A 26,925-nucleotide genomic window follows, 5' to 3' on the forward strand; every position below is an offset into this window, starting at 1 on the left:
AGGGAGTGGGCTTTTTCATACGGGAAACACGTAATTAAATGTATGCAATTGGACAGGTAATGGTACAATAATGATTAGGATATTTTACCAAATAAAAATATAAGGGGATTAGATCAATTGAGTAATTATGAAGAAAGAACAGATGTACCGGCAAATTTGAATGAATTAAAAAAGTCTATCAATAGAATGTCAAATTGGCGGGAACGGATGGACGCTGTAGAAGAGCTAGGTAAGTGGAAAAGTAGAGAGACAATTGAATTGTTAAAGTACTGTGTGGCAGGTGATCCTGTTTATCCTGTAAAGGAAGCAGCTTATCGTCAACTACAGACTTTAGGCGAGAAGGTGGCAATGCCTGAACGGAAGGATCAAGAGGTAATTCCAGGGACGGAAAAAATTCTTGTTCGAATTAAGAAAAGTTTACCAAAAGGTCATTCGTACGAAGACTTTAAAGAAAAAGTAAAAAAGATGAGATTGGACTTATATGATACTTATGAAGGAGAGAAAGGTGCAGGTTTTGATAAGTGGCTAGAGGAAGTGTGGTCAACATTGCCAGCAAAATAAGTGTGAAAGATTTTTCTGTAAAAAAGGGAAAGGAGCTACTAAAGGGATGAAGTATTCACAGTTACAAATGCAACAGCTAATAAATAAAAATAAGGAATTGCAAACACGTTTGAAGGAGTTAATGTCTGAGCATGACCTTGAGAAAATTTATGCTGTTAAAGCGTTGTACCATGCAGAGGTTGCAGATGGAGGAAAGTATCAGAAAGAATATCGTGCACTAGACTCACCTAAAAAGTAATTCTTATTTGAATTGTGGGGAGGGTTCTCACAATTCAAATTTTACGAATTTCGAGGTGTTTCTCTTCGTCTTAATTTAAAGGTTAAAAAGTAGTCAATCTTGAATATATTAGACTAAATGATCCGAACCTTTGCGAACATAGAAATCCTTTCGTTTCCTTAATTATCTAAATCTGCCCCTTTAAACCACCTCTGACTAAATTAATTGTCCATGACTCTTTGATATGAACTGGTTTTACTTAGCTCACTTGTCAAGAACACCAATTCTCCCATCCTAGTAGGTAAAGTAGGAGCTGGTCCGTTAGGTATAGGACAAATACTTTAATAAATAATTTTTCACGTACCGTAGTTATTTTAGAAAAAAAATATAAAATATAAATCATCAAAAGAGTTGAAACTTTATCTTAATTTATTCGTAAGTAAATAGAGATAGGAGAGGGGTTGAATGTATGTTTAAGCGAATGATCTTTGCTTTTGTTTTTATTGTATTTCTTTTTGTGCCTTTGCAGGTGTTTGCAGTGGATTACAACATAGATGATGTGGAGATTGATGCTTTTTTGCAGTCAGATGGGAATGTATCTGTGCAGGAACGGCATACTTATTCCTTTGATGGTGAGTTTGGCGGTATAATACGTGAGCTTGTTCCGAAAGAGGGAACAGACATAGTATACGTGGAAGCTTTTGAAAGAGGTACGTCATTAGAAATTGAAGTGAATGACCATGAATATCGTATTCATCGTGCTGGTGAGGATGAAACGATTGTTGTGGATCTTTTTTACGAGATTCATCAGGGAGTAGCTGTTCATAAAGATGTGGGGGAGTTTTATTGGCCCTTTTTTGATCGAAGAAATTCATCTACGTATGATAACTTAACGATCAATGTTTTTCCTCCAGAGACTACCTCAAATGTGATTGTTTTAGGGTATGATGAGGCATTTGAAAAAGAAGTTTTGCTAGAGGATGGTCATGTACAATTCCAGTACGGAAGAGTTCCTAGCAATACAAACGGTGATATTCGTGTTGCCTATGACGCTGAGCTGTTTGGAGAGGCTTCGGTTACCTCTAACAACGTAGTGGGTCCAAAAATTGAGGAAGATAAGGAACAAATATTGGCTGCAGCTGCTGCAAGACAGGAAAGAAGGGAAGCTTTTTCGGCGATTGGTTTTGTCATTGTTCCTCTTTTTACGTTAATGCTTTTAGTCATCGCTTTATGGACGTGGATGCAAGCGAAAGGGAAGAGAAATGCGATTTTACGAGAAATAGGAGATAGAAAAGGTTTACTACCAAAACAAGTGTTATCTTTACCAGCTACGATATATTATACTCATTTCCAACGGCTTACTCCGGAGATGGTCGGAGCTGCATTGTTAGATTTAGTGAGAAAAGGTCATGTAAAAAAGCTTGATGATTATCGTTTTCAATTAGTGAATAGAGAAGGTCTTCATCGTCATGAGCAAAGACTTGTCAGATGGTTATTTGATGAAATCGGAACGGATGATATTTTTAGTTTTGAAGAGTTAGAGGAATATACAAAGAAGAAAAAGAATCAGACGATTTATCAGGAGTATTACAGCCAATGGCATAATGAAATACGGAAAGAAGTAAGGGAAGCAGATTTATATGAAAACAAAACAGCCCTTCGTGTAACAATGGTGTTAATTGGCATTATGTTTATGCTACTTAGTTTTTTGTTTATCGCTTCTGGGTTGTTTTCTTTGTTTAGTTGGTCTCTTATGCTGTTTATTGCCTATTTGATTTTTGGTATTGGCTACCGCCCGAAAACATATGAAGGTGCTAAGATTTCTTATGAGTGGAGTTTGTTTAAAAAAGAAGTTAGTCATATGAAAGATAAGGATTGGGTCCGATTATCAGAGGATGATAAGATGAGAACGTTTATCTATAGACTTGGGATTAATGATAAAAGTCTTCAAGAGCAATCGGAAGCAACTACGAAGAGTTTTCAACAACCAGTGAATAATCAGTTTGGTCAACCAAGCACCGCATATGGTTTTGATCCTACTTGGTTTGTCATAGGTGGGGTGGCAACCTCGAGTTTCCAGTCTGCTCAAAAAGATACCACACCTTCAACAACCAGTGATTCTGGCAGTACCTTTACTGGTGGTGGCGGTATCGGAGGCGGCGGCGGTGGCTCCGGCGCATTTTGATTCGTGGGGACGGTTCTAATGAGTCGAAAGATAATACGACTTACTAGAACCGCCCCTTTCAACCAAGGAGGTGGGTATGTTGGATAAGGGTAATCTTGTTAGGTTTTTACTAACGGTTATTCTAGCTGCTATCCTTGCTGAGGTTATTTTCTTAACAATCGAAAGTAACATATTTAGACCAATCCTAATGTTTGTTGCTTTTTTTGTTATTGCTATGACAGTCAATTTTAAATCAAAGTCTAATGTAGACAAAGATATGAAATAGATTTGGCACGCAAGGTCGCTGAAGTCCATATTGCGATTGGTTTCGTTAGCAGGTCAAATATGTTCAAAATGCAAGAATTATGGTTTCGTATCACGATGTATTTTGGTTGAAAGTAGGGGAGTGCTCTACTATTCTTAGGTGCTATTATTGGAATATTTTTTTGGATTTTATAAAATAAAACTATGGTTTAGCAAACAAAATTTAATTGTAAGACAGTACGGACGGACCCACGAGTGACTCAGAAGAACCGTCCCTATGATTTCTTTTTCATGGCTTTTAGCATGTGTCCGCCTTTAAATTTCCGTGGTTCATAAGAAATGATAAATGCATTTGGTTCATATTTTTCAATGGTATTTAGTAGTTTTTCTTCTAGACTTCTTTTTGTTAATATTTGAAGTTGATAACGAACACTGTCTTTCCCCATTCCTTCAAATACAGTAACACCGAATCCACTCTCTCTTAGATGGGCAACAAGGCCTGAATTCATATTTATTAAATTGACAGTGAGAGTTGTATATCCTAAAGCAAGTTTATTTTCAATATAACCACCTAAATAGATTCCTGCTGAAAAACCTAATGCATATATAAGCATTTCAGCAATGCTTTGCTCACCGCTTAGGACAATGGATAATCCAAACACATAAATTAAAGCTTCAAGAAATCCAAAAACAGAAGCAATCATGCTCATATTTTTAACAACAAAGATAATTCGAAGAGATAAAATCGGTACTAATACAATTTGTAATAAGAATATTAAAAGGATACTGGACATAAGCAATCATACTTTCTTTTCAGGTTAGTAATCGTAATTTGTCATTATCGTACTTTTAGGATTGCCAATACTACGAAAAACATGAGTAAACAGCACTAGTGACATAATCATTTTGTAATAAATAACTAGATTTGTTTATGGAAATTGGTTTTCATTATTGTGGTGTAAGTGAATTTCAACATTTGTGAATTATAAATATAGTGGATGAACAGGCGAAATTACATAATATTTAACATTTAAAATATTCTCATAATTATTATGTTAAAATATGTTTAAAAGAATTTAATAAAATAATAAACAGTTGATAAATAACAAAGTGGAGAAGATTATACGCGTTCTTATTCAACGAAGGTCATGAAGATAATGAAAAGAGGTCGAATTAAATGAATAAAAAAATGGGTTTGTTTTGGTTATTCTTTATCATTCTATTGATTTTAAATTATTATGTTTATCGATTTATTGTTAAATATATTTATCAATTTATAGGTCAGACATGGTTAGACTTTACTAATATCATGGTTATATTAATTTTTTTAATTATTGTAATCCCATTAACGGCATATTTATCTGAAAAACTAGCTAAACTATCCTTCACTTAGGGTTTGAATGGTGACGGTTTTTGTGAGTCGATAGTATAAATGACTCACAAGAACCGTCCCTACGATTCATCTTTATACACAAGCTTCTGGTAATAATTAGCCATGGTGAGAAAGAGGAGGTACTTTAGTGGAAAAACTAGTGGTGTTTTCACTTTATACAAGTTGCTTTTAATTAGAATGAAATCAGTTACTATCATTAATAAAAGAGATTTCATTTTAGATATAAAATCTCCAGTTTTAGTCCACCAAGAAATGAGAAAGGAAATGGGTAGAATAATAATTGGTGCGAACTTAATGTGATTATTTAAAGTGCCTGTACCATAACGGATTTGTTTTAACAAAGCGAAAGCAAAGGTCATATTCATCCAAGTGACTTGAACCATATTGAAATAGGAAAAAAACAAAATTCTTGGATTTTTATTTTTTAATTCTTTGTACCATTTATCATTAATCATAAATGACAGGAAGGTTAGGAGAAAAGTGTATGTTGTTCGCCACCAATTTTTTTCGAAAATGGATAACATAATAAACATCTTTTCAATTAACGATAAGCAAAGACAAAAAAATAATTTATATTTCCATCCTAGTTGAAAAGCCGTTATAAAAAGGGCAGTAACAGGAACATAAAAATATTGAGAAAGTACTGCTCCAATCATGTTATCAAATTCTTTTCGTTTAAAAATTTTAGGACGATAAATATAGCCTTTAAAGAGAACAGCAATAAAATATTCGAAAATATAGGCTAAACCGGCAAAGTTCATTAATAATACATAATGATTTTTCCTATCTTTACTTTTGTAAAACGTTAAAATTACCATAATTAAATGAATGATGCCCAATATGATGTATGGGTATTTTTTATTATGTTGTTGAAGTCTCATACAACGAATGCACTCCCTAGCTTACTCCACACTAATAAAGAATTAAACAATTCAACTTTTACGGGTGTACAATTACAAAAATGTTATCTTCAATTTATAAATAGGGTTTGTATAATTAAAAGTATTATACTTTTCATTGGCACGGGGACGGTTCTGGTGAGTCAATATCACAAATGACTCAGCAGAACCGTCCCCATGGATGACATTGAGTAAAAAGCATTATATAATCATTGGATATTTATAGAAAAAGATTCCTTACTTTTCTCTTGGATTATTTGAAGAGTGTCGGAATTAATCATTATTACACCTTTTATTTTTCGCTAGTAACCATCTTTTAATAATTTTCCGGAAATTTGGTATTTAGCAAGAAAGAAATTTTATACAATAAACCTAGGAGGAATCGATGTTTCATAAAAGTATAAAACAATTACACCTCTTTATAGCAACTATTTCAACAATTTCAGTCCTTTGGTTTTTCTTTTTGGAAGTACATTCATGAACCTATTTATAGTAGTAAACTTTTCGTTTTACTCTGGTTAACCTTTCTATTACATTTCTTTACGTTCGGAAGTAAATACTTCATTCAGATAAGCTCTTTTTTATTTGCCTTTGTTTCAGGTGTATACGGTTATACGCATTATGTTTACGATACAAATTCTTTTTCTAACGCTATTTATTCAACCATTCGCTTATTTTTACTAAATGTGGATGTTGAACCGTTCGTAACGGAATCTGGTACCCATTTTTTATCATTGCCACTCCCAATAGATTACGGGGAATATTCTTTACTAGTGAAATTAATGTATCTAATGAATATATACACAACGTGGAGGATGAAATTATGGATGTGAATGTAAAAGAACATTTGAAAGAGTTAGAAGAAAGACATATAGGACTTGAAGTTCGTAAAAGTAATGAAGAATTAGATAAAATACTTGCAGACGATTTTTTTGAAATAGGTAGTTCAGGCTATATGTACGATAAAAAAGAGTGCCTTGAAACAGGTGTTGTTTTAACTGAAATGTCTCTACATAATTATGAAATATATCCATTAGCATCAGATGTGGTTTTATCAACTTATTTTATAGTAGATAAAACAAGGAGCCGTAATTCACTTCGCAGCTCTATTTGGAAATTTAAGGAAGGGAGATGGCAATTATATTTCCATCAAGGTACTATATCCCCTTTACAATTAAAAGAGGTTCTTAATTCTATCGAATGAACACTCTGATATTGTTGTTAACGTTTCATAAATAATGAGACTTACAAATCTAAGGGGCTATATTAAGTCTTCAGAATGCCGTTATTATTTAATTACTTGTACTAATTGAGTATTTCTTTGCACATTTTTCCAGTTTGATGCAAGATTTAAGTAAGCAAAATCCTTATAATATCAATAAAAATTACTAGTCCCATTAGCTAGATATGGGACTAGTAATTATAGTTCTATTTGTATTTTTCTCCACAAGAACGGAGGTTCATCATTTAGATGACCCTTCTTTTATTTTTTTATGGTGTACCCTAAGGCTATTAATGTTTTAATTGTTTCTGTTACTGTTATTTGATCGTAGTCTTTTTCCGATTCGGATAACTTGTCATAGGGCACCAGACTAGGGTGTTCCTTTCTTATATCGTCCCGTTTTGGGCCATATTGCCAACCATCGGAAATCCGTTGTGCTGACCAATTTTCAAGTATATTTTTTGCAAGTACTTCTGTCACGTTTTTAATTTCCTTCGATAAATTTATATTACTAGTATCAATTGGATTAGGCTTGTATGTCATGTTTTCTTTCCTCTCTAATGATGTGAATAGGGAAATCATTCATGCTAAATATATTTATTTTAACTCTTCCCGTCTGGGCATATTCGACAAAAACTGCTAAAATCCTTTCCTCTATATGTATTCAAACATAGTTGACATTGAACTTTCCATTGTTCCCTGTCCTACTGTTTCCTAAAGAAAACAAAAAAGGGGAGTTTTTCTCCCCTTATAATGTCATATTAAAATGCAGTAACTGCTGTTCCAATGATTACAAGCAGGATGAAAAGTACAAGAACTAGTGCGAAGCCACCAGCAAAACCACTTCCTTGGCTTGCACCGCATCCTACACCGGCAGTAGGGTAACCATAACCAGCTACTGGTGCACCGTATGCTCCTGCAAATCCACCTGTTGGACTTCCGTATCCGTACATTTATATTCACTCCTTCTATAAAATGTATGAACAACTTTGTTCAATACATTAACTATCCTATGTTTCCCAAGTATTTACGATTGGACTTATGTTTATTTTTCCTTCATTAATTATAATTTCTCTTTCATATAATAGTACTCTCTCATCTCGTATCGGATATAATGTTAGTAACAGGGGGGCGATACGAATGAAGCATTTTTTGCTCGTTGAGGACGAACAAATTTTAGCTAAAAACATTGCTTTTTTTCTCGAACGTGAAGGATATCGTATTGATACGGTATATGATGGTGAAGCAGGTTGGACATCCCTTCAAGAGAAAGCGTATGATCTCATTTTACTAGATTGGACGCTACCGAAAAGAAATGGACTTGCCCTCTGTAAGGAAATTCGTAAAGTTTCCAATGTACCAATTATAATGATTACGGCTAAAAGTGAAATTCTAGATAAAGTGATTGGACTAGAAGTTGGGGCTGACGACTATATTGTGAAGCCCTTTGATCAACGGGAATTACTTGCGCGGATTCATGCTGTACTAAGAAGAAAAGAAGTTGCAGAATTTGAAACCAAAGAGCAGTGGATTCACTATGAAGGATTGAAATTGGATCGGGAAAAGCTCCTTATTTCATTTGAAGGGAACAGTGCATCTCTAACAGCAAATGAGTATAAGCTAATGGAGATTTTCATAAAGAAGCCTAAGAATGTGTACTCACGGGAATTTTTATATGAACAGGTGTGGGACGGATTACTTGAATACAGTGAACGAACTGTTGATGTAACCATTAGCCGATTAAGGAAAAAGATAATGGATATTTCCGGTAAAAAATATATTTATGCTATTAGAGGCATGGGGTACCGTTTTGGTGAAAAGTCATGAGACTCCAATCTCAATTATGGCTCCTGTTCTCTGGCTTATTTCTAATCGTTGGTTTCACTGTTTATATGTTCGTTTCTACTATGTACGAACAGCGGATTAAAGAAGGATATGAACAATTATCAATGACACAAGGTGCTTCGATTTTAGATCAATTAAAGAGCACGTATCCCCATTCCCAAAACCGAAGTATTGGTTATTTACGTAGATACAGTGAACAACTGGAAATTCGTTTAATTATGCTTGACGATGATAACACGGTTTATGCCGATAGCTTTCAGCAGCTTGAGGAAGGTACTGCGCTAAATCTTGCAATCTTAAATAAAAATAATTTCTCAGGGTCATATTTTACAGAAACAGATTCATTTGGCTATGTTCAATACACGCTAATACCCTTTGAAACGATACACAGAGATGGATCCTTATTAATGATTCAGGAAGCAAATGAATTGTACGGGGAATTAACCACTTTTCGAAGCTGGATGGTACAAACCTTAATGATAGCTTTAATTTTCTTCTTTGTTATTTCATACTTTGTTTCTAATTGGTTTACAAGGCCAATACGTCAGATCATTTCCCGCATGAAAAAAATCACACCTCATACACGTGCCTTTTCCATGAAATATCGTAGCCGTGATGAGATTAAAGAATTAATTGATGCCACACAAAACATGGTAGAAGAATTAAACCGCTATGATGAAAGACAGCGGAGGTTTTTGAGCACCTCCTCTCATGAACTGAAAACCCCATTAACTACAATGCAGTTTATTATTGAGAATCTTCCATATGTCCGTGAAAACCAAGAGTTGCATCATGAATTTCTTCAAGATCTTACTTTTCAAGTTAAAAAAATGAAGGAAATGGTAGGACAATTATTACAGATTAATCGTATATGGGACCAAAAGCTACAAAGGGAACTAATTAATAGTGAGGATATTCAGGAGTATTTACTTCAGTCTTTTCAACAAATTAGTCTTGAAAAAGGTATAACCATAGTATTTGAACTGGAACAAATAGAGTTTGTTGTAGATCGAGCATTGTTTTTACATGGAATAGAGAATCTCTTATCCAATGCTATTCGTTATTCTGCTGAAGAGAAAACGGTGATAGTAAGGATCAAACGAAATAACGATCAAATGAAGATAAGCGTATGTGATCATGGAATAGGTATATCGTCAGAAGACCTTCCACATATCTTTGAACCTTTTTATCGTTCCAATGATGCAACAGCTTGGAACCAAGAGGGTACAGGTTTAGGGTTAGCAATTGTAAAACAAATGGTGGAGCTGCATAAGGGTACGATCCAGATTGATACAGTACAAAATGAAGGAACGTGTTTTCATTTGATTCTCCCAGATTCTTAACTGATACTCCCACATCTATAGGAGATGGGTTTTCTCGTTCGGAAAGTTCTGTAACAAAAATGTTACACTTCATCAATTCCTATGATACAAATGGTGATTATAGTATAAGTAAGTCAAGTAAAACAAGCATAAGGAAATCTATGATTGCTTCATTACACACTTATAAGGAGGTCACCATGATGAAAAGAATGCTAATAAAAATGACCATGTCCCTATTATTAGTCAGTGGTGTCATGTTAACTGCATGTTCTAGTAACGGTGGAGATGACGAATTGAATGGAAATGCTTCCCCTATCACGAATGAAGATAATCAAGATGAAGGTGGAGAGCAAGACTCAAAAGGTGAGAATGATCAGGAACGAGAAGAGGATGCTAATGAACCAGTAAATAATGACAATGGAAATGATAAAACAGTGGATGAATCCAATTTATCTCCAACTCCTGAAGAAAGCATGGAAACACATGAAGTTGTCCTGTATTTCTCTGATCATGACTTAATGGGGACGTATCGATTGAAAACTGAGGTTGAGGTTCGTAACAAAGAAGAGCTAGCAAAAGCAGCATTAGAAGCTTGGATTAATGGATCAGATCATGATGAATTAACAAGTCTCATATATTCAGGTGTAATCATTGAATATGTGGAAGAGGTTGATGGGGTTGCTCATGTGAGTTTTTCAAAGGAAATTCAGGAAAGTAATCTCGGTTCAACTGGTGAACTAATGTTTGCGGAACAGCTAGCTATGATCATGGAGCAATTTGGCTATGAACAGACGCAAATTTTAGTAGAAGGAAGAGTGGGAGAATCGTTACTGGGACATTTATACACCGGTGAACCAATCGTGGCGAAAAATCCTGAAAGCTATTTATGGGTAGAAGAAATTGATTCTCGGGATATTGTGCTACAAAACGTGGCCTTTCGTATCTTTGAACCCGCACCTAATGCTGAAGTGAAGGATCAAATTGTTGTTAGAGGTTTAGCTCGCACGTTTGAAGGCACGATCTTATATGAATTTGAAGATGGACATTTCATACTAGACGAGGGATTTACAACTGCATCTGAAGGTGCACCTGGTTGGGGAGAGTTTGAAATTGTCATTGAACTGGATGATCACACTAATTACCACGGTAGAGTGTTCCTTTTTGAAGAAAGTGCAAAGGACGGATCGCGAATAAATGAGTTGAGTATCCCTGTTTATGTTACGGAATAGTTGAACAGAATTGAACAGAATTTGAGGAATGAATTAGTTTGGATCCACCTAATTTTTTTAGGTGGATTTTTATATGTTGTCAGCATTTATTATTGTTGAGAGGGAATGGTGTACATTTGTCAATTGTGTAAACACGGTGAGTAAAGTGGTCGTAACGTTGAGTAAAGTGCCAGTAATGGATAGTAAAGTACTCATTACGGCAAGTAAAACCCTTCTAACGGATAGTAAATTAATTAATATATCCTGTAACCTGCTGATCTTGTCTTTTTTATACTGCCATAACTACCACTTATGTAAGGATTTTAACCACTTATACCAAATATTAAATTATTTGTGTTAAATGATACTATAATAAGCTTAACGAGAGGAGGACGTCATGAAAATAAACTTTGATCTCAATGATGATCATGAGGAAACGTATATAACTATCCATGCTAAAGAATGGTCTGAAGAGCTTGAAGAGCTTGCGAAAAGATTAAACCATCGTTCGACAAAGCGAATATTAGGTATGGACAAAGATAAGTCTATTCTACTTTATCCTAATGATATTGATTATATTTATGCAGAAAAAAGAAAAGTTTTTGCTTCTGTTAAGAAACAATCTATTGAACTAACATTGAAGTTGTATGAATTAGAGGATATGTTAAGTGGCTATCAATTCTCTCGCTTTTCCAAATCAGTTATTGGGAATCTACAACAAATTAAATATTTTCAGTTAGTATTTAACGGGAATCTATGCGTAATCTTTAACTCTGGCAGTAAGGAATATGTATCTAGGAAATATGCTTTACAAATAAAAGAAAAATTAATAATGGGAGTTGGTAATGATGGTATTTGAAGGTGTGAGAAGAAGTATGATTGGCTTAGGTTTTTCAGCCATATTTGTCTTTTCTTTTTTAACGTATTTCACTATGTCTGGTTTAGATATTTCTACTTCAGTTATTTGGAAAAACATGTTAGGTAGTATATTAATGGGCATTTATTTCGGAAGTGCGTCTCTTCTTTTTGAGATAGAAGAATGGAGTCCGTTAAAGCAAACTAGTATTCACTTTATCCTTTCCATTTCAATTTGGCTCCCTCTTTCCATCATCATTGGTTGGGTACCATTCGAAGTACTTCCTATATTAATAGGGATTACAGTTTTTGTTATTACTTATATAATATTTTGGATTGGTACCCGTTTTTATTTGATAAAACTAGAAAAAGAAATGAACAGTACAATAAGAAAATAACTCGACAGTTGCCTAGATAAAATCAAATCATTTCTGTTGTAAATCCTTTGTTCTTTAATGCCTCCAAGATTTCTTGAATATGTTCCTGATTTTTAGTTTCAACAGAGATAGATAATTGGGCATAGCTAGGATAAATTTTGTCCCCCATATGACTAAAGGATATATCAAGTATATTTCCTTGTAGGGCTGTTATTACTTGGAGAACTTTTTCAAGGTTACCAGGCTTGTCTTTTAGAATCGTATTGAATCGCATAAAGCGTCCTGCTTCTACCATTCCTCTTTCAATGATTCTGGAAATGAAGCTAACATCAACATTGCCTCCACTAATAATGGTTACTACTTTTTTATTTTTTATTGGAAGCTTTTGCTTTAAGGTTGCTGCGAGGGAAACTGCACCAGACCCTTCCACAAGTAATTTATTTCTCTCTAGGAGCATTAGCATTGTTTGCGCAATTTCTGTTTCATCAACAGTAAACATATCATCAACGTATTTTTGAGCTATTCGAAATGGATGTATTCCTGGTCTTTTTACAGCAATACCATCAGCCATTGTGGGTTTAGCATTTATTGTGACAGGTTCCATTTCTTTCAGTGAATGTGCCAAACTTGGGCAAGCTGATGCTTCTACTCCATAGATCTTAATAGATGGATTTTTTTCTTTCACGGCAGTAGCAACTCCTGCAATTAATCCTCCACCGCCAACTGGACAAACAATGGCATCAACATCTGGTATTTGCTCCATTATCTCCAGCCCAACAGTTCCTTGACCTGCAATGACATCTTCATCATCGAAAGCGTGTATAAATTCTTTATTTGATTGGTCTTTTAGAGAAAGGGCATGTGCAAGGGCTTCATCAAATCCGTCGCCGTGCAATTCTACATTTGCACCATATTCTCTCGTCGCTTGTATTTTACTAATTGGTGCTCCAGTTGGCATGATAATGGTACATGGAATCCCGAGCATCGTACTAGCGTAAGCAACTCCTTGTGCATGGTTTCCTGCAGAAGCAGCAACTATCCCCTTTTGTAATAGTTGGTTATTTAATGAAATCAATTTATTGTAGGAGCCGCGCACTTTAAAAGACCCTGTTTTTTGTAAATTTTCAAGCTTTAAATAAACTTCGTTCGAAGAATGTTTGCTAAAGGTATATGAATAATCTAAAGGAGTACTATGTACTATGTTTTTCATATTCTCATATGCCCTTACTATATCATTGAAAGTTACCATTTATATCCTCCTTTTAAACCTATACAGGCATTCAATCCTATATTAGTTTTTACAGAGGTGAATAGGTTATTCAGAAAAAATGTTTTCATTCCGCAAACACACAAGAGGAATTATTTTATAAACTTTTTCCGTAATGCAAGCAAATAGTAGACAATAAATAAAAATATTCCTAAAACGAATAAAAGTGAAAAAAAGTAATGCTGAAAAATAGTAATTAAGATAAATATCGTAATGATATAAATACCAAAAACGGCTGAAAATTTCGCATTAGCAATTGCTAATTCAGAGAACTCTGGCTCTTCGTTATACTTCCATCTCTCCAAAAAGAGCATACTGTCTTCCGGGTAAAAATAGGTCCATACTAAAATACCATATACTGGTGCACAAATTAAAATCGTTAAAATTGTCGTAGCCAAATTCTATCCTCCTAAAACTTGAAAGTACAAAATAATCTCATCAAATTATGTACGTTTTATTAGCAAAATTAGTTTCGGTAAAGTCATTATCAGCTAAAATAGCTGGTGGATTTCCGTATTCTTTTCATTTCCGTTATCTCTTCTTGCACTCAATTTCCTCCTTTAATTTTTTAGCTTCTTTTCTATTTCTTAGAAATTGTTATACATTGATTTTATCATTTATTATCTTTAACTAGTAAAAATTTTTCGACAATTATCCTTGTGAAGAGTAACGTCTATAATCTTACTCATGAAAGGAGATAAATAGTCGGAAGAAAAATTATAGGCATATATATTGCATGGAAAAGTTAATGGATATTATAATAATTCTGTTAAAAAGTATGAAATGTCATATATATAGAATCATATCCAAGTAGATTTTTATAGTACAACTAGTTCAAGACATCACAATTCGGTATCAACGATTTTTTCGTTTTTCAAGACATATTAGCATTGACCTCAATTTTTAGCTTATTTAATACAGCAGTATTCTGCTTATTTAATAATAAAAAATGAACAACATTGAAATTGTCCAGGAGGGAAAAAGAAATGTCAGAAAAAAGAAGAATTACTGTGGCACAAGGAGACGGAATTGGTCCTGAAATAATGGAAGCAACATTAAGGATATTAGAAGAAGCAGGAGCAAAAATTGAACCGGAATTTATCGATATTGGAGAAAAAGTGTACTTATCAGGAAATACATCAGGAATTCCTGATGAAGCTTGGGAATCATTGAGAAGAACAAAGGTCTTTTTAAAAGCTCCCATTACAACTCCACAAGGTGGAGGGTACAAAAGTTTAAATGTTACCATAAGAAAGACATTAGGCTTGTATGCTAATGTAAGGCCGAATATTTCTTATGCTCCTTTTGTAAAAACAAAACACCCCGATATGAATATGGTGATTATTCGTGAAAACGAAGAGGATCTATATGCAGGTATTGAGCATCAGCAAACACCAGAAGTGGTACAGTGCTTAAAGCTAATCACGCGCCCTGGTTCAGAAAAAATCATCCGTTATGCTTTTGAATATGCAAAGAAGAATAATCGCAAAAAAGTCACTTGTTTATCTAAAGATAATATTATGAAATTAACAGATGGGCTATTTCACAGTGTCTTTAAGGAAGTTGCGAAAGAATATCCTGAAATTGAAACAGAGCATTGGATTATTGATATTGGAATGGCAAAGATAGCGGACTCCCCTCAAGAGTTTGATGTTATCGTTATGCCGAACCTATACGGGGATATTGCTTCCGATGTAGCTGCGCAAATTACAGGAAGTGTTGGTCTTGCAGGTTCTGCAAATATCGGAGATCACGTTTCTATGTTCGAAGCGATTCATGGAAGTGCTCCGGATATTGCAGGAAAAGGAATCGCTAATCCATCAGGTTTAATTCAAGGAGCAATCATGATGCTTGTTCATATTGGGCAAGGAGATGTTGCGTCAAAAATTCAAAATGCATGGTTAAAAACAATAGAAGACGGAGTATTTACAGGGGATATTGCAAAAGGTGGAAAAGCTGTTAATACAAAAGAATTTACAGATGCCGTCATTGAAAGATTAGGACAGAATCCATCAACATTTAATGTTGTTTCTTATAACGAGGAAGATGCAAAAGAAGTCACAAAATCTACATTACCTTCACAAGCACATGAACGGGTGGATGATAGTATTGTTCGCCAATTAGACGGTGTCGATGTTTTCTTGTTTGATAATAGACGGACACCAAATCAAATTGGTGAAATATTAGAATCGATTGAAGGGGAGCATTTTGAACTGGCAGTCATAACAAATCGTGGGGTAAAAGTGTATCCAAACGGATTCCCTGAAACATTTACGACAGATCATTGGCGCTGCCGTTTTCAAGCAAAAGGTCATGTGACTAATAAAGAAATCACAGAGCTTTTAGAAAGAGTACGTCATGCAGATTTAGATTGGATAAAAATTGAAAACCTATACTTGTTTAACGGAGAAAGAGGCTACTCATTAGGGCAAGGACAATAAAATATTCTCTTTAACATTATTACCTCACCCCAATTGTTGGACACTACAGTCTAATAATTGGGGTGTGCTGTTTTATTCAATAGAGATAGTAATTATTTGTTACTTCTCCATATTCTCTATATAATTGGGGACTGAAGAAATACATAAGAAAGGTGTTGTGTTACATTGAAAATTCTCGTTATCATTGCTCATCCTTCTTTGGATGAAGACTCCAGACTTAATGCTGCATTAAAAGATGCTATTGAAAATAAGTCAGATATTACAATAAATGAATTATATAAAGAATACCCAGATGAAGAAATTGATGTGAAGAGAGAACAGCAGCTAGCGGAGGAGCATGATCGCATTATTTTTCAGTTTCCGAATTATTGGTACAGTTATCCCCACTTATTAAAAAAATGGTTTGATGTAGTGCTTGAAAAAGGGTGGGCGTTCAATGGAGTTTATAAATTAGAAGGAAAGGAATTGGGGATTGCCATTAGTTCTAATGCTCATCCTCATGATTACCGGTATGACGGTCAGCATCGTTTTACAATTGAGCAAATTATGACCCCAATATATGCCACTAGCAGTATTGTTCGGACGAAAACATTGCCCATTTTCAATACCTTCACTGAATTAGTAGAAACAGAAGAGTCATTGAAAAAGCATGGTGAAGCATATGTGGAATATATTAGATCTCCTTATACTTTTCATTATAAGTCTTAATTTCTACTGCATTCCTAATAGGTGCAATAACGGAGCATGAAGGAGAATGACAGAGATTGAACCAGGGGAAAATGAACCAGGTACGGTTGAAGCAGGTACAAAAGTATCCAGTTCAATCCAGGAGCATGAGGGAGAATGAGAGAGATTGAACCAGAGGAAAATGAACCAGATACGGTTGAAGCAGGTACAATTGAACTAGGTAAGAATAAATCATATAAAAAGGTAGGTCTACCCTGAAAATACGGGGTATAAAAGCAAATTGAAGTATCGACAAAAATAACTATTTTCATACCTCATGGTGCAAGTTTTTCTTGCATCGGCAGTCTACCCTGAAAATAAGATAGAAGCCGCCAATGAGCCTGCAAATCGGAAAATAGAATTTGCGGTAGTATAGAGGGTCGTCAATAAGCCTGCAAATCGGAAAAAGAGATTTGCGGTAGTATAGAAGCCGCCAATGAGCCTGCAAATCGGAAAAAGAGGTTTGCGGTAATATAGAAGGCCGCCAATAAGCCTGCAAATCGGAAAAAGAGATTTGCGGTAGTATAGAAGGTCGTCAATAAGCCTGCAAATCGGAAAATAGAATTTGCGGTAGTATAGAAGGCCGTCAATAAGCCTGCAAATCGGAAAAGGAAGGTTTGCAGGGGAATATAGAAGGTCGCCAATGAGCCCGCAAATGGAGATAAGAAGAATTGCGGGAAGGTAGTATACTTTAGAAAGAACATTTTCATGCGCCATGGTGCAAGCCTTCACTTGCACGGGCGGTCTACCCTGAAAATAAGAAACGTTTTAGAAGCCCGCAAATCAGGAAAAAACACAAATGCGGGAATATAAAAGCCGTTTACGTTACCGCAAATGCTGGAAAGCAGAAATGCGGGAATATAAAAGCCGTTTACGTTACCGCAAATGCTGGAAAAGCAGAAATGCGGGAATATAAAAGCCGTTTATGTTACCGCAAATGCTGGAAAGCAGAAATGCGGGAATATAAAAGCCGTTTACGTTACCGCAAATGCTGGAAAAGCAGAAATGCGGGAATATAAAAGCCGTTTATGTTACCGCAAATGCTGGAAAGCAGAAATGCGGGAAGGTAGTATATTTTTGATGAACATTTTCATCCCCCATGGTGCAATTCCTCACTTGTATAGATAGCCAACCATTATAAGAAGAATTAGTTCAGGAGTCAGCAAGACCTATTACAAAAATCCCCAGTTCAGCGACGTAGCTTGAGGTTAAGATAACTTGGATTTTTGTTTTAACTCCTGCACTTGATGGCGTTTCTCCTTCATACTTATCACACCAATTAAGCCGATAATGGAGAAAATAACTGGAGTGATAAAGCCATAATAATATCCAGTACTAATACTTCCTGAGACAGCCTGGAAATGATCCAATACCTTTCCAAAAATACTTGGTAGTAATACAGCACTGAGGAATCCACCGGTATTAGCAAATCCCGAAACAATACCAGCTTCTTTTATAGGGAATGATTGGCGAACAGCAGCGAAGGTTAAGGCATTTGCCCCATAGGCAAGACCAATAATAAAAAACAATGGTGATAACATGTAGATAGGTGGATTGCCATGAAAGAAAAGAAAGCTAGACCAGCTCAATAACAGTATTATGTGAACAATAATATAAGGTCTTTTTATTACTTCTAATCGACTAGAAATCCAACTTGCTAGAGGAGCACCAATAAGAGCTCCAATAAGACCAAGCATCATGAGCTGACTAGCATTGGAACGGGTCATATCATACATATTCATTCCATAAGGTACACCCCATGAACTTATAAATCCTACGTACGTTCCTACAATCCCAAAATGACAACAGAATAAAGCCCATGCCTGACGACTAGAAAATGTTCTTCGTATAATAACCCACGTTTTTTCCCGTATTTTCTCCTTTTTAATAAACACGGTTTGTCTCGGAATTTTTATTAAAACAAAATAAAGAAGTATGCTACATAAACAAAGGAGTAGTCCTGCTGAAAAAAATGCTGGTCTCCATCCAAGAAAATCAATCCATAAGGCAAAAGGAACAGTGGCTAAAAGAAAGCCAAGGCTTCCTGTCATGGCGGTTATACCAATTAATCGTGTAAATTCCTTTGCATTAAACCATTGACTCAATATTAATACCATATTGACCCAAATGGTAGCATCACCTATCCCAATCAAAATTCGTGCAAAAAATAAAATGAATTCATGGGCACCAAGACTATACATGATGGTACCTACACCAGTAAGAAGAGCTCCACTAATAAGAAAGAAATTTGGGCCAAAACGATCAGCCATTAATCCCATAGGAATTTGAAGACCGGTGTACACAAAAAATTGGATACTAATAAGTAATCCAATTGTTGTGGCTGTAACGTTAAAATCTAACATGATTTGATCTGTAATCAATCCTGGTGCTGTTCGCTGGCTTGACATAAATAAATAAGTAAACAGTACAGAAGCAAATACTACCCATCTAAATTTACTGTATTGTTTATCCAATGATATCTACTCCTGTTAGGCATTTACTCTATATGTATGTTGGTCAGCAAATGAAGGTACTAATTTTAATAATTATTTTGTACGTAAATTCTTCTCGATTGTTTAACAGTGCATTACAATGTAAATAGGATTAAATTAGTCTTATGAAATACTATAGAAAAATGGTTAATCATTCCTTTAAAGGTTGGAGGTAAGTCCATGAAAAAGAAAAATCAATCAAAAAATGACCAATTGATTACTGACATACAGAGAAGTGTTAAATTCAATTTTTCCAAACAGCTAAAATCAGACTATCTTTCTATTACATATAACGAGAAGACTGGTGTACCTTTGTACGACAGTAACATTGGATATGGTTTTGTTCAGGAGACCTGTGCTTTTCCCCCTAGACCTGTACATACGAAAGAAATTACTACAAGTGATTATGGCTTCGTTATTACTGAACCTTATTTTTCCCATCCGGTTGAAAAAAATAGTGATGATTATAATCACTTTGGAATGGCTTTTCGGATAAACGTTCCACCAGGTGCTTATGAAATCGTTGTGAGAACAACCTCTCCTGTAAAGGAAACGATGATTGGCATATCAGGTATGCGTCCACTTACGGAAGAGAAGGAAAGGTTTTGGGATGCATCGAAATTAATTCAAAAAAATACGACGGCTGAAACAAGTGAGTATGACTGGAGATTTCAGTATGTAAATGGTCGTGATTTTATAGATGTAGAACTTGAACCAAAATTTCCGAAAGTTCCAGTTGGTTTGCAGGAGATCGTTGTTACCTCCATTCCACCGAACAATAAAAAAGTAGACGACCTACCAACAATTTCTTTATTAGGCGATTCTACAGTAAAAAGCTATACCTTTGAGCAGGCACCTATGAGTGGTTGGGGTCAAGTAATTGGTCGTTTATTTGATCAAAGAAAAGCTAGGGTAATAAATTATGCTATGGGTGGAAGGTCATTTAAGAATGCTTATGCAGAAGGACGTTTAAATGATATTTTAATGACTGGAAAGATGGGCGACTATATTTTTATCCAATTTGGTCACAATGATGAAAGAGTAGACGAGCAACATCGATTTGGTAGAGGGTCATCGGAGGAACAGTATATAACATTTATGAAAGATCTCTATGTACCAGCCATTGAAGCTAGAGGTATGATCCCAATCTTTGTCACACCAATGTCTAGATTAGACGCTTCAGTTTCAGAGGACGGTGCTTACATTAATTCTTTTCAAAAGAAAAGGTTTCCAGACATTATGAAAAAAGTGGGGGAGGATCTCCGTATCCCAGTAATAGACCTAAATGCTAGAAGTGTAGAATACTACAATGAGATCGGAGTAGAAGCTACTGTGGCCTTATATATGTCCGTTGAAGCGGGAGAATCTCCTGGAAAAACAAACGATGGAACGTATGCAAATGGTCATCCTTCAAACAAGATTGATGAATCTCATTTTAAAGAAGCACTGGCTCATCAGTTTGCTAGAATGATTGTTACGGAAATAGTGAAGGTTAGTGAAGCAGGAGATGAAGTATTAGGAAATATTGTCCCTTTATTAAAGGAAGAGGTTATGACAGCCATTGAAAAGAATAATTGGGATCGAATTTTTCCTCAGATGTCAAAAGATACTCTTTCTGGTCCTCTAGCATATTACCGAAATCAAATTGAAAAAATGCTGCAACTAGGAGTAATGAATCAGGATGAATTTGGGAATTTTCATCCTAGTGAATCTATGAAAACGACTGACTTTGTTGCAGCATTATGTAAGCTCTTAAACATTGATCACCTTAAATTTGTAGCTTACGATGAAGAAGAGTTAACACGTGAATTAATGGGAGCCATTCTTTATGATGCCTATGAGATAGCTTTTACTGAAAAACCACAATATATGATAGATGACTATGAAAAAAGCAATAGCAATGATGATCCAAATTTAGATTTTGGAAGAGAAACATCCTACTATCCAATTATTCTTTATCCTTCTCTAATAGATGTAGATCAAGTATCTGCAACCTTAGCATCAAAAGTGCAAAAAGCGTATGAATTTGGACTTATTCGTACTGAAAAAGGGATTCGTAGAGGGGAAATGTGTAATGGCATTGAACTTGAACCGAAAAAAGTCGTAACACGTGAGAAAGCTGCAAAAGCATTATACTTTATGTGGGTATTAAAAAATCCAATGAATCTCGAGAACGACCTTTCTTCTTGTTGAAACGAGATAGGTGTATACATGATTGAATGGAAGAGCAACAGCAAGAGGTGAGTTTATGAGGAAATTTCTGATTATGATAACGACTGTGATGATATGTATTATCCTACTATTTTTTGGTGGAAATATATATGAATCCATGAGAAAAATGCCTACCGGTAATCACATTTCAGTAGCAACTGAAGGAAACTACCATGTAACCCTTGAATCTGAAAAAGAAATCTATTCACTAGGGGAAGAAATTAAAGTGTGGGGAAGTATTCAATATAATGGTTTAAAACCTATTACCCGCGTTCATCATGCGAAAAATGGATTTTTTAATGTAACAATCAGTGGAGTGGATAATGATTTTCAACACCCCATAGGGTCATTCACTTTAAGGAAATCTTCCTTTCTATTTAGGAATGTTTCTAAGTTAGAAGATTTTCATCAATTACATTCATTAGAGCTACCAGTAGGTAAATATGAAATTAATGTAATGGCTATTTTCTCTGAAGATGATACACATAAAGCGGACATAAAGATTCCGTTAATTTTACATATAGAAGTAGTAACGTTGGATACGGTTGACAAATAAAATAGTGATTTGAAGATTGTTACAAAAGATCGTTTTATAATGGTGAAAGAGTTTAAAGAATTAAAAGAACTTAAAGAACTTTGACGTGCAAAAAAGGCCACAATTAGGTCTTTTTTTGTTGGTACCTTTAAACGAAGAGTTTTCAATGTCTTCTTTTAATTCTTTTTTCTATGTAAATCCAAGTATAATAAACTACCCAAAACACTAAGACTACTATTAGTACATTATGTTTTTGACCTAATGGTAGATAAAAGATTAAAAAAAGTCCAATAAGTATAAATGGTGGTAAAAGTATCAAATATTTTTTCCAATGCATTATCTCGCCTCCTTTACATATAACCATATTTAACCATATGATTACTGTGTTTCAAGGTATAGTGTTAAAAACCATAATATTTAATAAATAGATTATTGTTTCACTTGGACGGGTATGACTGATTATAAATTAATTATAGTATATTTTTTTATGAATGTGTTTATGGGAGTGTTTACATGAGGTTAAAGATTTGGATTGCTGGTAATCTATTTATTGGTGTGGGGGCTATTGTTTCTTTCCTATATATCTTGTTTGGCCTTTTTTGGGATAATCCTCATTTAGTACCTTGGTATCCAGTTTTCATATTAGTCCTTTTTCTTGTGTTCAATTTCTATATTTTAAAGCATCAGAAGATATCTGATTGGATAGTCTCATTAATTATAATGCTTGGTTCAGCAGTATTAACGTATTTCATTCATGTTTTGTTTGTTTTATAATTATGGACGTTATTTAAAGGGATCAATTTTGTATTAATTGATCCCTTCATTGCCTATTCATTTATGTTTTTCTCTTTTGATGGTGATCCGATGATATCAATCAGCAAATAATTATTTCAAGTCTACAGTAATTTCTAATTCATGAAAAAACTTTGGTGCATCTTTTTCAAAGGTTATAAAATATATATCTTCTAATTTTAAAGGAGTGGAGAAAATAGCTTCGTACTGATTAATCGTACCATCTACACGGGATGGAGGTCGATTATCAGATTCGTATCTATTACCAGATGAATCCTCTACTAAAAGGGAAATGGATTGTTCATAAAAATTATCTCCTTCCACCTTATAGACAACGTTAATGGAATCATCATCTTCTTCTACGCTTAAAATGGTCAAACTACCTATTTCTCCTTGTGACAAGGTCAATTCTTTTTCTTCCCATTTCCCTCGTACAACTGAAGGTTTATCAGTTTTCACAGGGTTTAAATACGGTGTGATTGTAATAGACTTTGGTTTTTGATCAAGGGGTTCAAAATTATATTTTATGGATTCTACCAATTTTTCACCCTTCGTTGAACCTCCACCGCCACCACCGAATGGTTGAAGTACACGACCTTCGTTATCAACCACCATGTAGGACATAAACATATAAGGATCTTCTTCATTAATAGCAGGTATATCTGTAATTTGTCTAAAAGCAATCTCTGTTGCAGTAGGGTAGAAAGTAACTTTATCATAATGGATCGTCATGTCTTCTGTTTCCCTTGTTTCATTAACGAGAAAGCTTTCATTTTCTCCTTGTAACTCAACTGGAAGCTCTACTTTCCAACTCCGGCCTACCCTCGGCTGTATTCCAAGTAAAAACTTATCTGGCACCTCATCGCGAAAACGAATGTTAATTGTTCCTACATAGTTCCCATTATCTAATAATTCTCCTCGTCCACCCATGCCATAACTTCCAACGTTACGACCATTTATGGTCATTTCAATATCTGAAGGAAAGGTAGATTGACTCATTTCATTTGTAGGATCAAGTGATTCAATAATGTAACCAATATGAACTTCTGATCCGTCATATAAGCTTTCTGTAAATGTTATAAGATGGCCATCCATTTCTACTTGTTCACCTAACATGGTAGTTAATCCTTGTTCATTTCCCCGTTGTACCCCGATACTTCCTACTGTGTCGAAAACAGAACCAATTATAGGAACAGACCGCATTGTATCAGCAACTGCTGGAGAGAAAAAAGATACTGCTATTGTAATAAGAAAAGCTAATGCTGCTGCAGTAGTCGTGTAATAAAGTTTAAAATAATGGCTTCTCTTTCTAGGAAGCTGCTGTAAGGATTTACTAATTGTCTTTGTAATATCTTCGGGAGGATCTTGATTTACATGTTTTTTTATTTTATCTTCCCATTTATCCATTTAGAATCGTCCTCCTTTTGGAAAATATCTCTTACGTTTTCTCTAGCTCTTCGTAGTCTAGTTTTTATCGTGTTTTCTGGTACTTCGTATATAACTGACAAATCATAAATGGAAATATCCTCTATATGATAAAACTGTAATAATTCCCTTTGTTCAGAAGGTAATTTATGAAGAAGTTCCGTAACTTCAATTTTTTCATACCCACTGTCTAAGCTAGAAGGTTCAACCCATTCCTCTATGGAAACAACTCTTTTTCTTTGCCTTCCTATTTGATAACATTCATTCATTAATATTCTTATAAGCCAGGACTTAAAATATTTAGGCTCTCTTAATGTAGAAATTTTTTCATATGCTTTTAAAATCGTTTCCTGTATAGCATCAGCACAATCTTCATCCCGGGAAAGAATGGTCTTTGCCACACGATACATCATTACTTGATAGTAAAGTACTAATTTTTCAAAAGCTCCACGATGGCCCTTTTTTGCCTTTTTCACCTCTTTTTGTATGTCCATTTCTTATAACTCCTTTCGGTCGACCTATCTATTAGATACATAAGTAGTGTTTGAGGTTTCGTTGTTTAAAAAATTATACACCATTTGTCTATTTATACGCTGATATACAATGAAAAAATGGATTAAACATTCTGAAATGAAATGTTAAACTAAAATAGGACATTTAAATTGGACGAGGAGGAATGCTGTCATGACAATAGCGGATATTACTTTTTTTATTATTCTATTGTTTTGGTTATTTGTTATCGCTTTTGTTGCAATATTAATTATAACAAGGAAAAAAAGTGATAATGACAGAGAGTTAAAAGGAAGAGAGCATGATAGAGAATTGGATGTAGAAAAAAAGAGAAAGAAAAATACAGGGAATAATGACTGATTATTCGTCGACATAGTCTTACCATCATTATCATTTACATCTATAATTTTACCGGAGGAAAGAAAAATTAAGGAAGGATGGTCGTTCTTGGAACAATGGGACATATATGATAGCAATCGAAATATAACAGGAAAAACAATGATGAGAGGGGATTCTTTTGAGGAAGGGGAATACCATTTAGTCGTTCATGTTTGTATGTTTAATAAAGATGGCCAGATGTTAATTCAACAAAGACATCCTGATAAGCGTGACTGGGCAAATATGTGGGATATAACGATAGGAGGTAGTGCTGTTACAACTATGGCACAAGAAAGCCCCTTCATTCATTGATGGGGATGAATTGTGCCAATTCTTTTTAGCTATTCATTAGTTTATTATGTAACAAAATAATTATGATATGGTTTAATTAGTTGTGGAGAGGTGGTGGATCTAATGGCTACAGAATATACCCATAAAAAAGGGATAGTTTATAAAAATCAATTCCATATCATTTTTTGCCCTAAGTATCGTAGGAAAGTTCTTGTTGATGATGTAGAACACGATCTGAAAAAGACTTTCTATCAAATTGCAGAGGAAAAAGACGTAACTATTAAATCGTTAGAGGTCATGCCTGACCATGTGCATATGTTTATTGAGTTTGACCCTAGACTAATGCTTCATAAAGTAATTAAAGACTTTAAAGGTATTAGTAGTCGAATTCTTAGGGAAAAACACCCGCACCTAAAAAGTAGGTTGCCGAGCTTATGGACAAGGAGTTATTTCAGTTGTACGGTAGGACATATTTCTGAAAAAACGATTCACGAGTATATTAAAAACCAAAAAAATGTGTAAGTAAGGTGGTGATACCATTGGCTAAACAATCCTATACTTTGTCTCTCCCTCTCGTAACAGAGGAATGGCAAGAAGATGTATTATCCAAGCGATTAGAGATTGCTAGAAACATGTATAATGCCTGTCTAGGAAGGTTAATGAAGCGTTATAGACGTATGAAGCAAGATAAGGAATATAGGTGTTGGATACAGCAGAAAGCATCTAAGGAACGTTCTCAGGCTTTGAGAGAGTTAATAAAAAAGCATGAGTTAAGCGAATACTCTATTCATGCCTTTGTAAAGCCAATGCAACATCACTTCAAGAAAAATATAGATAGTCTCACAGCTCAAAAAATAGCGACACGTAGTTGGTTGACCTTTGAAAAATACATATTCCATAAAGACACTAAAAGAGTGATCTTTAAACGTCATGGAACGATGAATTCTGTGGAAGGAAAGTCTAATACATCAGGGAAAAAACAGGTAGGATAAATCGTAAAAAACGTTATGGAAAGTCCTTATTAAATAAAGCCCCATCCATGCTTCTGACCATTTTAGATAACAAGTTGAAATATGCTGGTAATGAGTTGAAAAAGATAGATACCTTTAATGTAAAAGCAAGTCAGTTCAATCATTTTAACGGAGAATACCTAAAGAAAAAAGTAAGTGAACGATGGAACGACTTTAACGGAATGAAGGTACAGCGTGATTTGTATAGTGCCTTTTTGATTATGAATGTGAAGGATAATTTATGTGAAATCGACAGTGGTGATTGTAACGAAAATTGGGTAACCTTTAAGACTTCCCACGACATCGAGATTGATAGATTAAGAACAAGTGAACATACATTGGCAAGTATGGGACTATAAACAACTCATTAGCAATAAGGTTTTGAACCGAGCCGACAGGACGGTAACGTAGTCCAATAGGACAAGCGTTGTCCATGAAAGTCTAAGGGAACAGCATTAGTCTCTAAAACAGATACCATAGTTTTAGAGTAAGTGCCTTTAAGTACCTTAGAACCCACCAA

Annotated in this window: 31 protein-coding genes; 21 read left to right on the plus strand and 10 right to left on the minus strand. The window is 34.8% G+C overall.

The features are described 5' to 3' along the window. The first annotated feature begins 117 nt into the window (after positions 1-117). The 4 genes from QA612_RS13620 to QA612_RS13635 all read left to right on the plus strand — a co-directional run bounded on the left by QA612_RS13620 (position 118) and on the right by QA612_RS13635 (position 3,228). Positions 118-561, plus strand: a complete 444-nt coding sequence (locus QA612_RS13620; protein ID WP_278284367.1) for a HEAT repeat domain-containing protein — start codon at positions 118-120, stop codon at positions 559-561. Between the two features lie 46 nt (positions 562-607). Next, entirely contained in the window at positions 608-799 is a 192-nt protein-coding gene (locus QA612_RS13625; RefSeq protein WP_278284368.1) for a hypothetical protein, read from the plus strand. Positions 800-1,247: 448 nt separating this feature from the next. After that, positions 1,248-2,963, plus strand: a complete 1,716-nt coding sequence (locus QA612_RS13630) for a DUF2207 domain-containing protein (protein ID WP_278284369.1) — start codon at positions 1,248-1,250, stop codon at positions 2,961-2,963. A 79-nt stretch (positions 2,964-3,042) separates the two neighbouring features. Further along, positions 3,043-3,228, plus strand: a complete 186-nt coding sequence (locus QA612_RS13635) for a hypothetical protein (protein ID WP_278284370.1) — start codon at positions 3,043-3,045, stop codon at positions 3,226-3,228. 253 nt (positions 3,229-3,481) lie between these two features. Here QA612_RS13635 and QA612_RS13640 read toward each other — a convergent pair whose 3' ends face one another. Then, complete coding sequence (locus QA612_RS13640; RefSeq protein WP_278284371.1) at positions 3,482-4,000, minus strand: DUF2179 domain-containing protein; 519 nt, start codon at positions 3,998-4,000, stop codon at positions 3,482-3,484. 383 nt (positions 4,001-4,383) lie between these two features. Between QA612_RS13640 and QA612_RS13645 the strand changes: the two genes are divergently transcribed. Beyond that, positions 4,384-4,599, plus strand: a complete 216-nt coding sequence (locus QA612_RS13645; RefSeq protein ID WP_278284372.1) for a hypothetical protein — start codon at positions 4,384-4,386, stop codon at positions 4,597-4,599. A gap of 59 nt (positions 4,600-4,658) precedes the next feature. Here the strand turns inward: QA612_RS13645 and QA612_RS13650 are convergent, their stop codons facing one another. Continuing rightward, a complete protein-coding gene (locus tag QA612_RS13650) occupies positions 4,659-5,480 on the minus strand; it encodes a hypothetical protein (RefSeq protein ID WP_278284373.1) in 822 nt (273 codons plus the stop codon). A gap of 841 nt (positions 5,481-6,321) precedes the next feature. On the opposite strand from QA612_RS13650, the gene QA612_RS13655 reads away from it, so the two are divergent. Beyond that, on the plus strand, positions 6,322-6,702 hold the full coding sequence (locus QA612_RS13655; protein ID WP_278284374.1) for a nuclear transport factor 2 family protein: 381 nt from the start codon (positions 6,322-6,324) through the stop codon (positions 6,700-6,702). Positions 6,703-6,981: 279 nt separating this feature from the next. Here the strand turns inward: QA612_RS13655 and QA612_RS13660 are convergent, their stop codons facing one another. Both QA612_RS13660 and QA612_RS13665 read right to left on the minus strand, forming a co-directional pair. Then, positions 6,982-7,263, minus strand: coding sequence for a RyR domain-containing protein (locus tag QA612_RS13660; RefSeq protein ID WP_278284375.1), 282 nt, complete (start codon positions 7,261-7,263; stop codon positions 6,982-6,984). Between the two features lie 218 nt (positions 7,264-7,481). Beyond that, complete coding sequence (locus tag QA612_RS13665) at positions 7,482-7,673, minus strand: YjcZ family sporulation protein (RefSeq protein ID WP_278284376.1); 192 nt, start codon at positions 7,671-7,673, stop codon at positions 7,482-7,484. Between the two features lie 187 nt (positions 7,674-7,860). Between QA612_RS13665 and QA612_RS13670 the strand changes: the two genes are divergently transcribed. The 5 genes from QA612_RS13670 to QA612_RS13690 all read left to right on the plus strand — a co-directional run bounded on the left by QA612_RS13670 (position 7,861) and on the right by QA612_RS13690 (position 12,348). Then, positions 7,861-8,547, plus strand: a complete 687-nt coding sequence (locus QA612_RS13670; RefSeq protein ID WP_278284377.1) for a response regulator transcription factor — start codon at positions 7,861-7,863, stop codon at positions 8,545-8,547. Then, positions 8,544-9,908, plus strand: coding sequence for a sensor histidine kinase (locus QA612_RS13675; protein ID WP_278284378.1), 1,365 nt, complete (start codon positions 8,544-8,546; stop codon positions 9,906-9,908). The genes QA612_RS13670 and QA612_RS13675 overlap by 4 nt, the downstream gene beginning before the upstream one ends. Positions 9,909-10,087: 179 nt before the next feature. Beyond that, positions 10,088-11,116, plus strand: coding sequence for a Gmad2 immunoglobulin-like domain-containing protein (locus QA612_RS13680; RefSeq protein WP_278284379.1), 1,029 nt, complete (start codon positions 10,088-10,090; stop codon positions 11,114-11,116). Positions 11,117-11,492: 376 nt separating this feature from the next. Continuing rightward, entirely contained in the window at positions 11,493-11,954 is a 462-nt protein-coding gene (locus QA612_RS13685; RefSeq protein WP_278284380.1) for a LytTR family DNA-binding domain-containing protein, read from the plus strand. Beyond that, the gene (locus QA612_RS13690) at positions 11,941-12,348 is read left to right on the plus strand and encodes a DUF3021 domain-containing protein (RefSeq protein ID WP_278284381.1); all 408 of its coding nucleotides are present in this window, start codon (positions 11,941-11,943) and stop codon (positions 12,346-12,348) included. Before QA612_RS13685 ends, QA612_RS13690 begins: the two co-directional genes overlap by 14 nt. A 22-nt stretch (positions 12,349-12,370) precedes the next feature. Here the strand turns inward: QA612_RS13690 and ilvA are convergent, their stop codons facing one another. Beyond that, positions 12,371-13,576 carry a threonine ammonia-lyase gene (gene ilvA, locus QA612_RS13695; protein ID WP_278284382.1) on the minus strand — a complete coding sequence of 402 codons (1,206 nt, stop codon included), beginning with the start codon at positions 13,574-13,576 and terminating at the stop codon, positions 12,371-12,373. A gap of 110 nt (positions 13,577-13,686) precedes the next feature. Beyond that, a complete protein-coding gene (locus tag QA612_RS13700; protein WP_278284384.1) occupies positions 13,687-13,992 on the minus strand; it encodes a DUF6199 family natural product biosynthesis protein in 306 nt (101 codons plus the stop codon). A 588-nt stretch (positions 13,993-14,580) separates the two neighbouring features. Here QA612_RS13700 and QA612_RS13705 point away from each other — a divergent pair. Both QA612_RS13705 and QA612_RS13710 read left to right on the plus strand, forming a co-directional pair. Beyond that, a complete protein-coding gene (locus tag QA612_RS13705; protein WP_278284385.1) occupies positions 14,581-16,035 on the plus strand; it encodes an NADP-dependent isocitrate dehydrogenase in 1,455 nt (484 codons plus the stop codon). Positions 16,036-16,200: 165 nt separating this feature from the next. After that, the gene (locus tag QA612_RS13710; protein WP_278284386.1) at positions 16,201-16,743 is read left to right on the plus strand and encodes an NAD(P)H-dependent oxidoreductase; all 543 of its coding nucleotides are present in this window, start codon (positions 16,201-16,203) and stop codon (positions 16,741-16,743) included. Between the two features lie 324 nt (positions 16,744-17,067). Here QA612_RS13710 and QA612_RS13715 read toward each other — a convergent pair whose 3' ends face one another. Further along, positions 17,068-17,478 (minus strand): hypothetical protein, encoded by a 411-nt coding sequence (locus QA612_RS13715; protein WP_278284387.1) that lies wholly within the window; start codon positions 17,476-17,478, stop codon positions 17,068-17,070. Positions 17,479-17,969: 491 nt separating this feature from the next. After that, positions 17,970-19,235 (minus strand): MFS transporter, encoded by a 1,266-nt coding sequence (locus QA612_RS13720; RefSeq protein ID WP_278284388.1) that lies wholly within the window; start codon positions 19,233-19,235, stop codon positions 17,970-17,972. A 198-nt stretch (positions 19,236-19,433) separates the two neighbouring features. Between QA612_RS13720 and QA612_RS13725 the strand changes: the two genes are divergently transcribed. The 3 genes from QA612_RS13725 to QA612_RS13735 all read left to right on the plus strand — a co-directional run bounded on the left by QA612_RS13725 (position 19,434) and on the right by QA612_RS13735 (position 22,773). Beyond that, complete coding sequence (locus QA612_RS13725; RefSeq protein WP_278284389.1) at positions 19,434-21,446, plus strand: GDSL-type esterase/lipase family protein; 2,013 nt, start codon at positions 19,434-19,436, stop codon at positions 21,444-21,446. A gap of 55 nt (positions 21,447-21,501) precedes the next feature. Further along, positions 21,502-22,020 carry a hypothetical protein gene (locus QA612_RS13730; protein ID WP_278284390.1) on the plus strand — a complete coding sequence of 173 codons (519 nt, stop codon included), beginning with the start codon at positions 21,502-21,504 and terminating at the stop codon, positions 22,018-22,020. Positions 22,021-22,512: 492 nt separating this feature from the next. Beyond that, on the plus strand, positions 22,513-22,773 hold the full coding sequence (locus QA612_RS13735; protein ID WP_278284391.1) for a hypothetical protein: 261 nt from the start codon (positions 22,513-22,515) through the stop codon (positions 22,771-22,773). 111 nt (positions 22,774-22,884) lie between these two features. Here QA612_RS13735 and QA612_RS13740 read toward each other — a convergent pair whose 3' ends face one another. Both QA612_RS13740 and QA612_RS13745 read right to left on the minus strand, forming a co-directional pair. After that, positions 22,885-24,198 carry a DUF4179 domain-containing protein gene (locus QA612_RS13740; RefSeq protein WP_278284392.1) on the minus strand — a complete coding sequence of 438 codons (1,314 nt, stop codon included), beginning with the start codon at positions 24,196-24,198 and terminating at the stop codon, positions 22,885-22,887. Beyond that, on the minus strand, positions 24,174-24,710 hold the full coding sequence (locus tag QA612_RS13745) for an RNA polymerase sigma factor (RefSeq protein WP_278284393.1): 537 nt from the start codon (positions 24,708-24,710) through the stop codon (positions 24,174-24,176). The genes QA612_RS13740 and QA612_RS13745 overlap by 25 nt, the downstream gene beginning before the upstream one ends. 190 nt (positions 24,711-24,900) lie before the next feature. Here QA612_RS13745 and QA612_RS13750 point away from each other — a divergent pair, with 190 nt between their 5' ends. The 5 genes from QA612_RS13750 (at position 24,901) to QA612_RS13770 (ending at position 26,764) form a co-directional block, all read left to right on the plus strand. Continuing rightward, positions 24,901-25,086, plus strand: coding sequence for a hypothetical protein (locus QA612_RS13750; RefSeq protein ID WP_278284394.1), 186 nt, complete (start codon positions 24,901-24,903; stop codon positions 25,084-25,086). Between the two features lie 87 nt (positions 25,087-25,173). Further along, positions 25,174-25,416, plus strand: a complete 243-nt coding sequence (locus QA612_RS13755; protein ID WP_347568875.1) for an NUDIX hydrolase — start codon at positions 25,174-25,176, stop codon at positions 25,414-25,416. 102 nt (positions 25,417-25,518) lie between these two features. After that, on the plus strand, positions 25,519-25,917 hold the full coding sequence (tnpA, locus tag QA612_RS13760; RefSeq protein ID WP_278284395.1) for an IS200/IS605 family transposase: 399 nt from the start codon (positions 25,519-25,521) through the stop codon (positions 25,915-25,917). Positions 25,918-25,934: 17 nt separating this feature from the next. Then, a complete protein-coding gene (locus QA612_RS13765; RefSeq protein WP_278284396.1) occupies positions 25,935-26,387 on the plus strand; it encodes a hypothetical protein in 453 nt (150 codons plus the stop codon). A 95-nt stretch (positions 26,388-26,482) separates the two neighbouring features. Beyond that, the gene (locus QA612_RS13770) at positions 26,483-26,764 is read left to right on the plus strand and encodes a hypothetical protein (protein WP_278284397.1); all 282 of its coding nucleotides are present in this window, start codon (positions 26,483-26,485) and stop codon (positions 26,762-26,764) included. Positions 26,765-26,925 lie beyond the last annotated feature (161 nt).

It is taken from the genome of Evansella sp. AB-P1 (assembly GCF_029688925.1).
Taxonomy (GTDB): Bacteria; Bacillota; Bacilli; order Bacillales; family Salisediminibacteriaceae; genus Evansella.

Coding starts and splice junctions, on each gene's coding strand:
- QA612_RS13625 (WP_278284368.1), top strand. CDS start 608: ATGAAGTATTCACAGTTACAAATGCAACAGCTAATAAATAAAAATAAG.
- QA612_RS13630 (WP_278284369.1), top strand. CDS start 1,248: ATGTTTAAGCGAATGATCTTTGCTTTTGTTTTTATTGTATTTCTTTTT.
- QA612_RS13640 (WP_278284371.1), bottom strand. CDS start 4,000: ATGTCCAGTATCCTTTTAATATTCTTATTACAAATTGTATTAGTACCG.
- QA612_RS13645 (WP_278284372.1), top strand. CDS start 4,384: ATGAATAAAAAAATGGGTTTGTTTTGGTTATTCTTTATCATTCTATTG.
- QA612_RS13650 (WP_278284373.1), bottom strand. CDS start 5,480: ATGAGACTTCAACAACATAATAAAAAATACCCATACATCATATTGGGC.
- QA612_RS13655 (WP_278284374.1), top strand. CDS start 6,322: ATGGATGTGAATGTAAAAGAACATTTGAAAGAGTTAGAAGAAAGACAT.
- QA612_RS13660 (WP_278284375.1), bottom strand. CDS start 7,263: ATGACATACAAGCCTAATCCAATTGATACTAGTAATATAAATTTATCG.
- QA612_RS13665 (WP_278284376.1), bottom strand. CDS start 7,673: ATGTACGGATACGGAAGTCCAACAGGTGGATTTGCAGGAGCATACGGT.
- QA612_RS13670 (WP_278284377.1), top strand. CDS start 7,861: ATGAAGCATTTTTTGCTCGTTGAGGACGAACAAATTTTAGCTAAAAAC.
- QA612_RS13675 (WP_278284378.1), top strand. CDS start 8,544: ATGAGACTCCAATCTCAATTATGGCTCCTGTTCTCTGGCTTATTTCTA.
- QA612_RS13680 (WP_278284379.1), top strand. CDS start 10,088: ATGAAAAGAATGCTAATAAAAATGACCATGTCCCTATTATTAGTCAGT.
- QA612_RS13685 (WP_278284380.1), top strand. CDS start 11,493: ATGAAAATAAACTTTGATCTCAATGATGATCATGAGGAAACGTATATA.
- QA612_RS13690 (WP_278284381.1), top strand. CDS start 11,941: ATGATGGTATTTGAAGGTGTGAGAAGAAGTATGATTGGCTTAGGTTTT.
- ilvA (WP_278284382.1), bottom strand. CDS start 13,576: ATGGTAACTTTCAATGATATAGTAAGGGCATATGAGAATATGAAAAAC.
- QA612_RS13705 (WP_278284385.1), top strand. CDS start 14,581: ATGTCAGAAAAAAGAAGAATTACTGTGGCACAAGGAGACGGAATTGGT.
- QA612_RS13715 (WP_278284387.1), bottom strand. CDS start 17,478: ATGGCGCATGAAAATGTTCTTTCTAAAGTATACTACCTTCCCGCAATT.
- QA612_RS13725 (WP_278284389.1), top strand. CDS start 19,434: ATGAAAAAGAAAAATCAATCAAAAAATGACCAATTGATTACTGACATA.
- QA612_RS13730 (WP_278284390.1), top strand. CDS start 21,502: ATGAGGAAATTTCTGATTATGATAACGACTGTGATGATATGTATTATC.
- QA612_RS13735 (WP_278284391.1), top strand. CDS start 22,513: ATGAGGTTAAAGATTTGGATTGCTGGTAATCTATTTATTGGTGTGGGG.
- QA612_RS13740 (WP_278284392.1), bottom strand. CDS start 24,198: ATGGATAAATGGGAAGATAAAATAAAAAAACATGTAAATCAAGATCCT.
- QA612_RS13745 (WP_278284393.1), bottom strand. CDS start 24,710: ATGGACATACAAAAAGAGGTGAAAAAGGCAAAAAAGGGCCATCGTGGA.
- QA612_RS13750 (WP_278284394.1), top strand. CDS start 24,901: ATGACAATAGCGGATATTACTTTTTTTATTATTCTATTGTTTTGGTTA.
- tnpA (WP_278284395.1), top strand. CDS start 25,519: ATGGCTACAGAATATACCCATAAAAAAGGGATAGTTTATAAAAATCAA.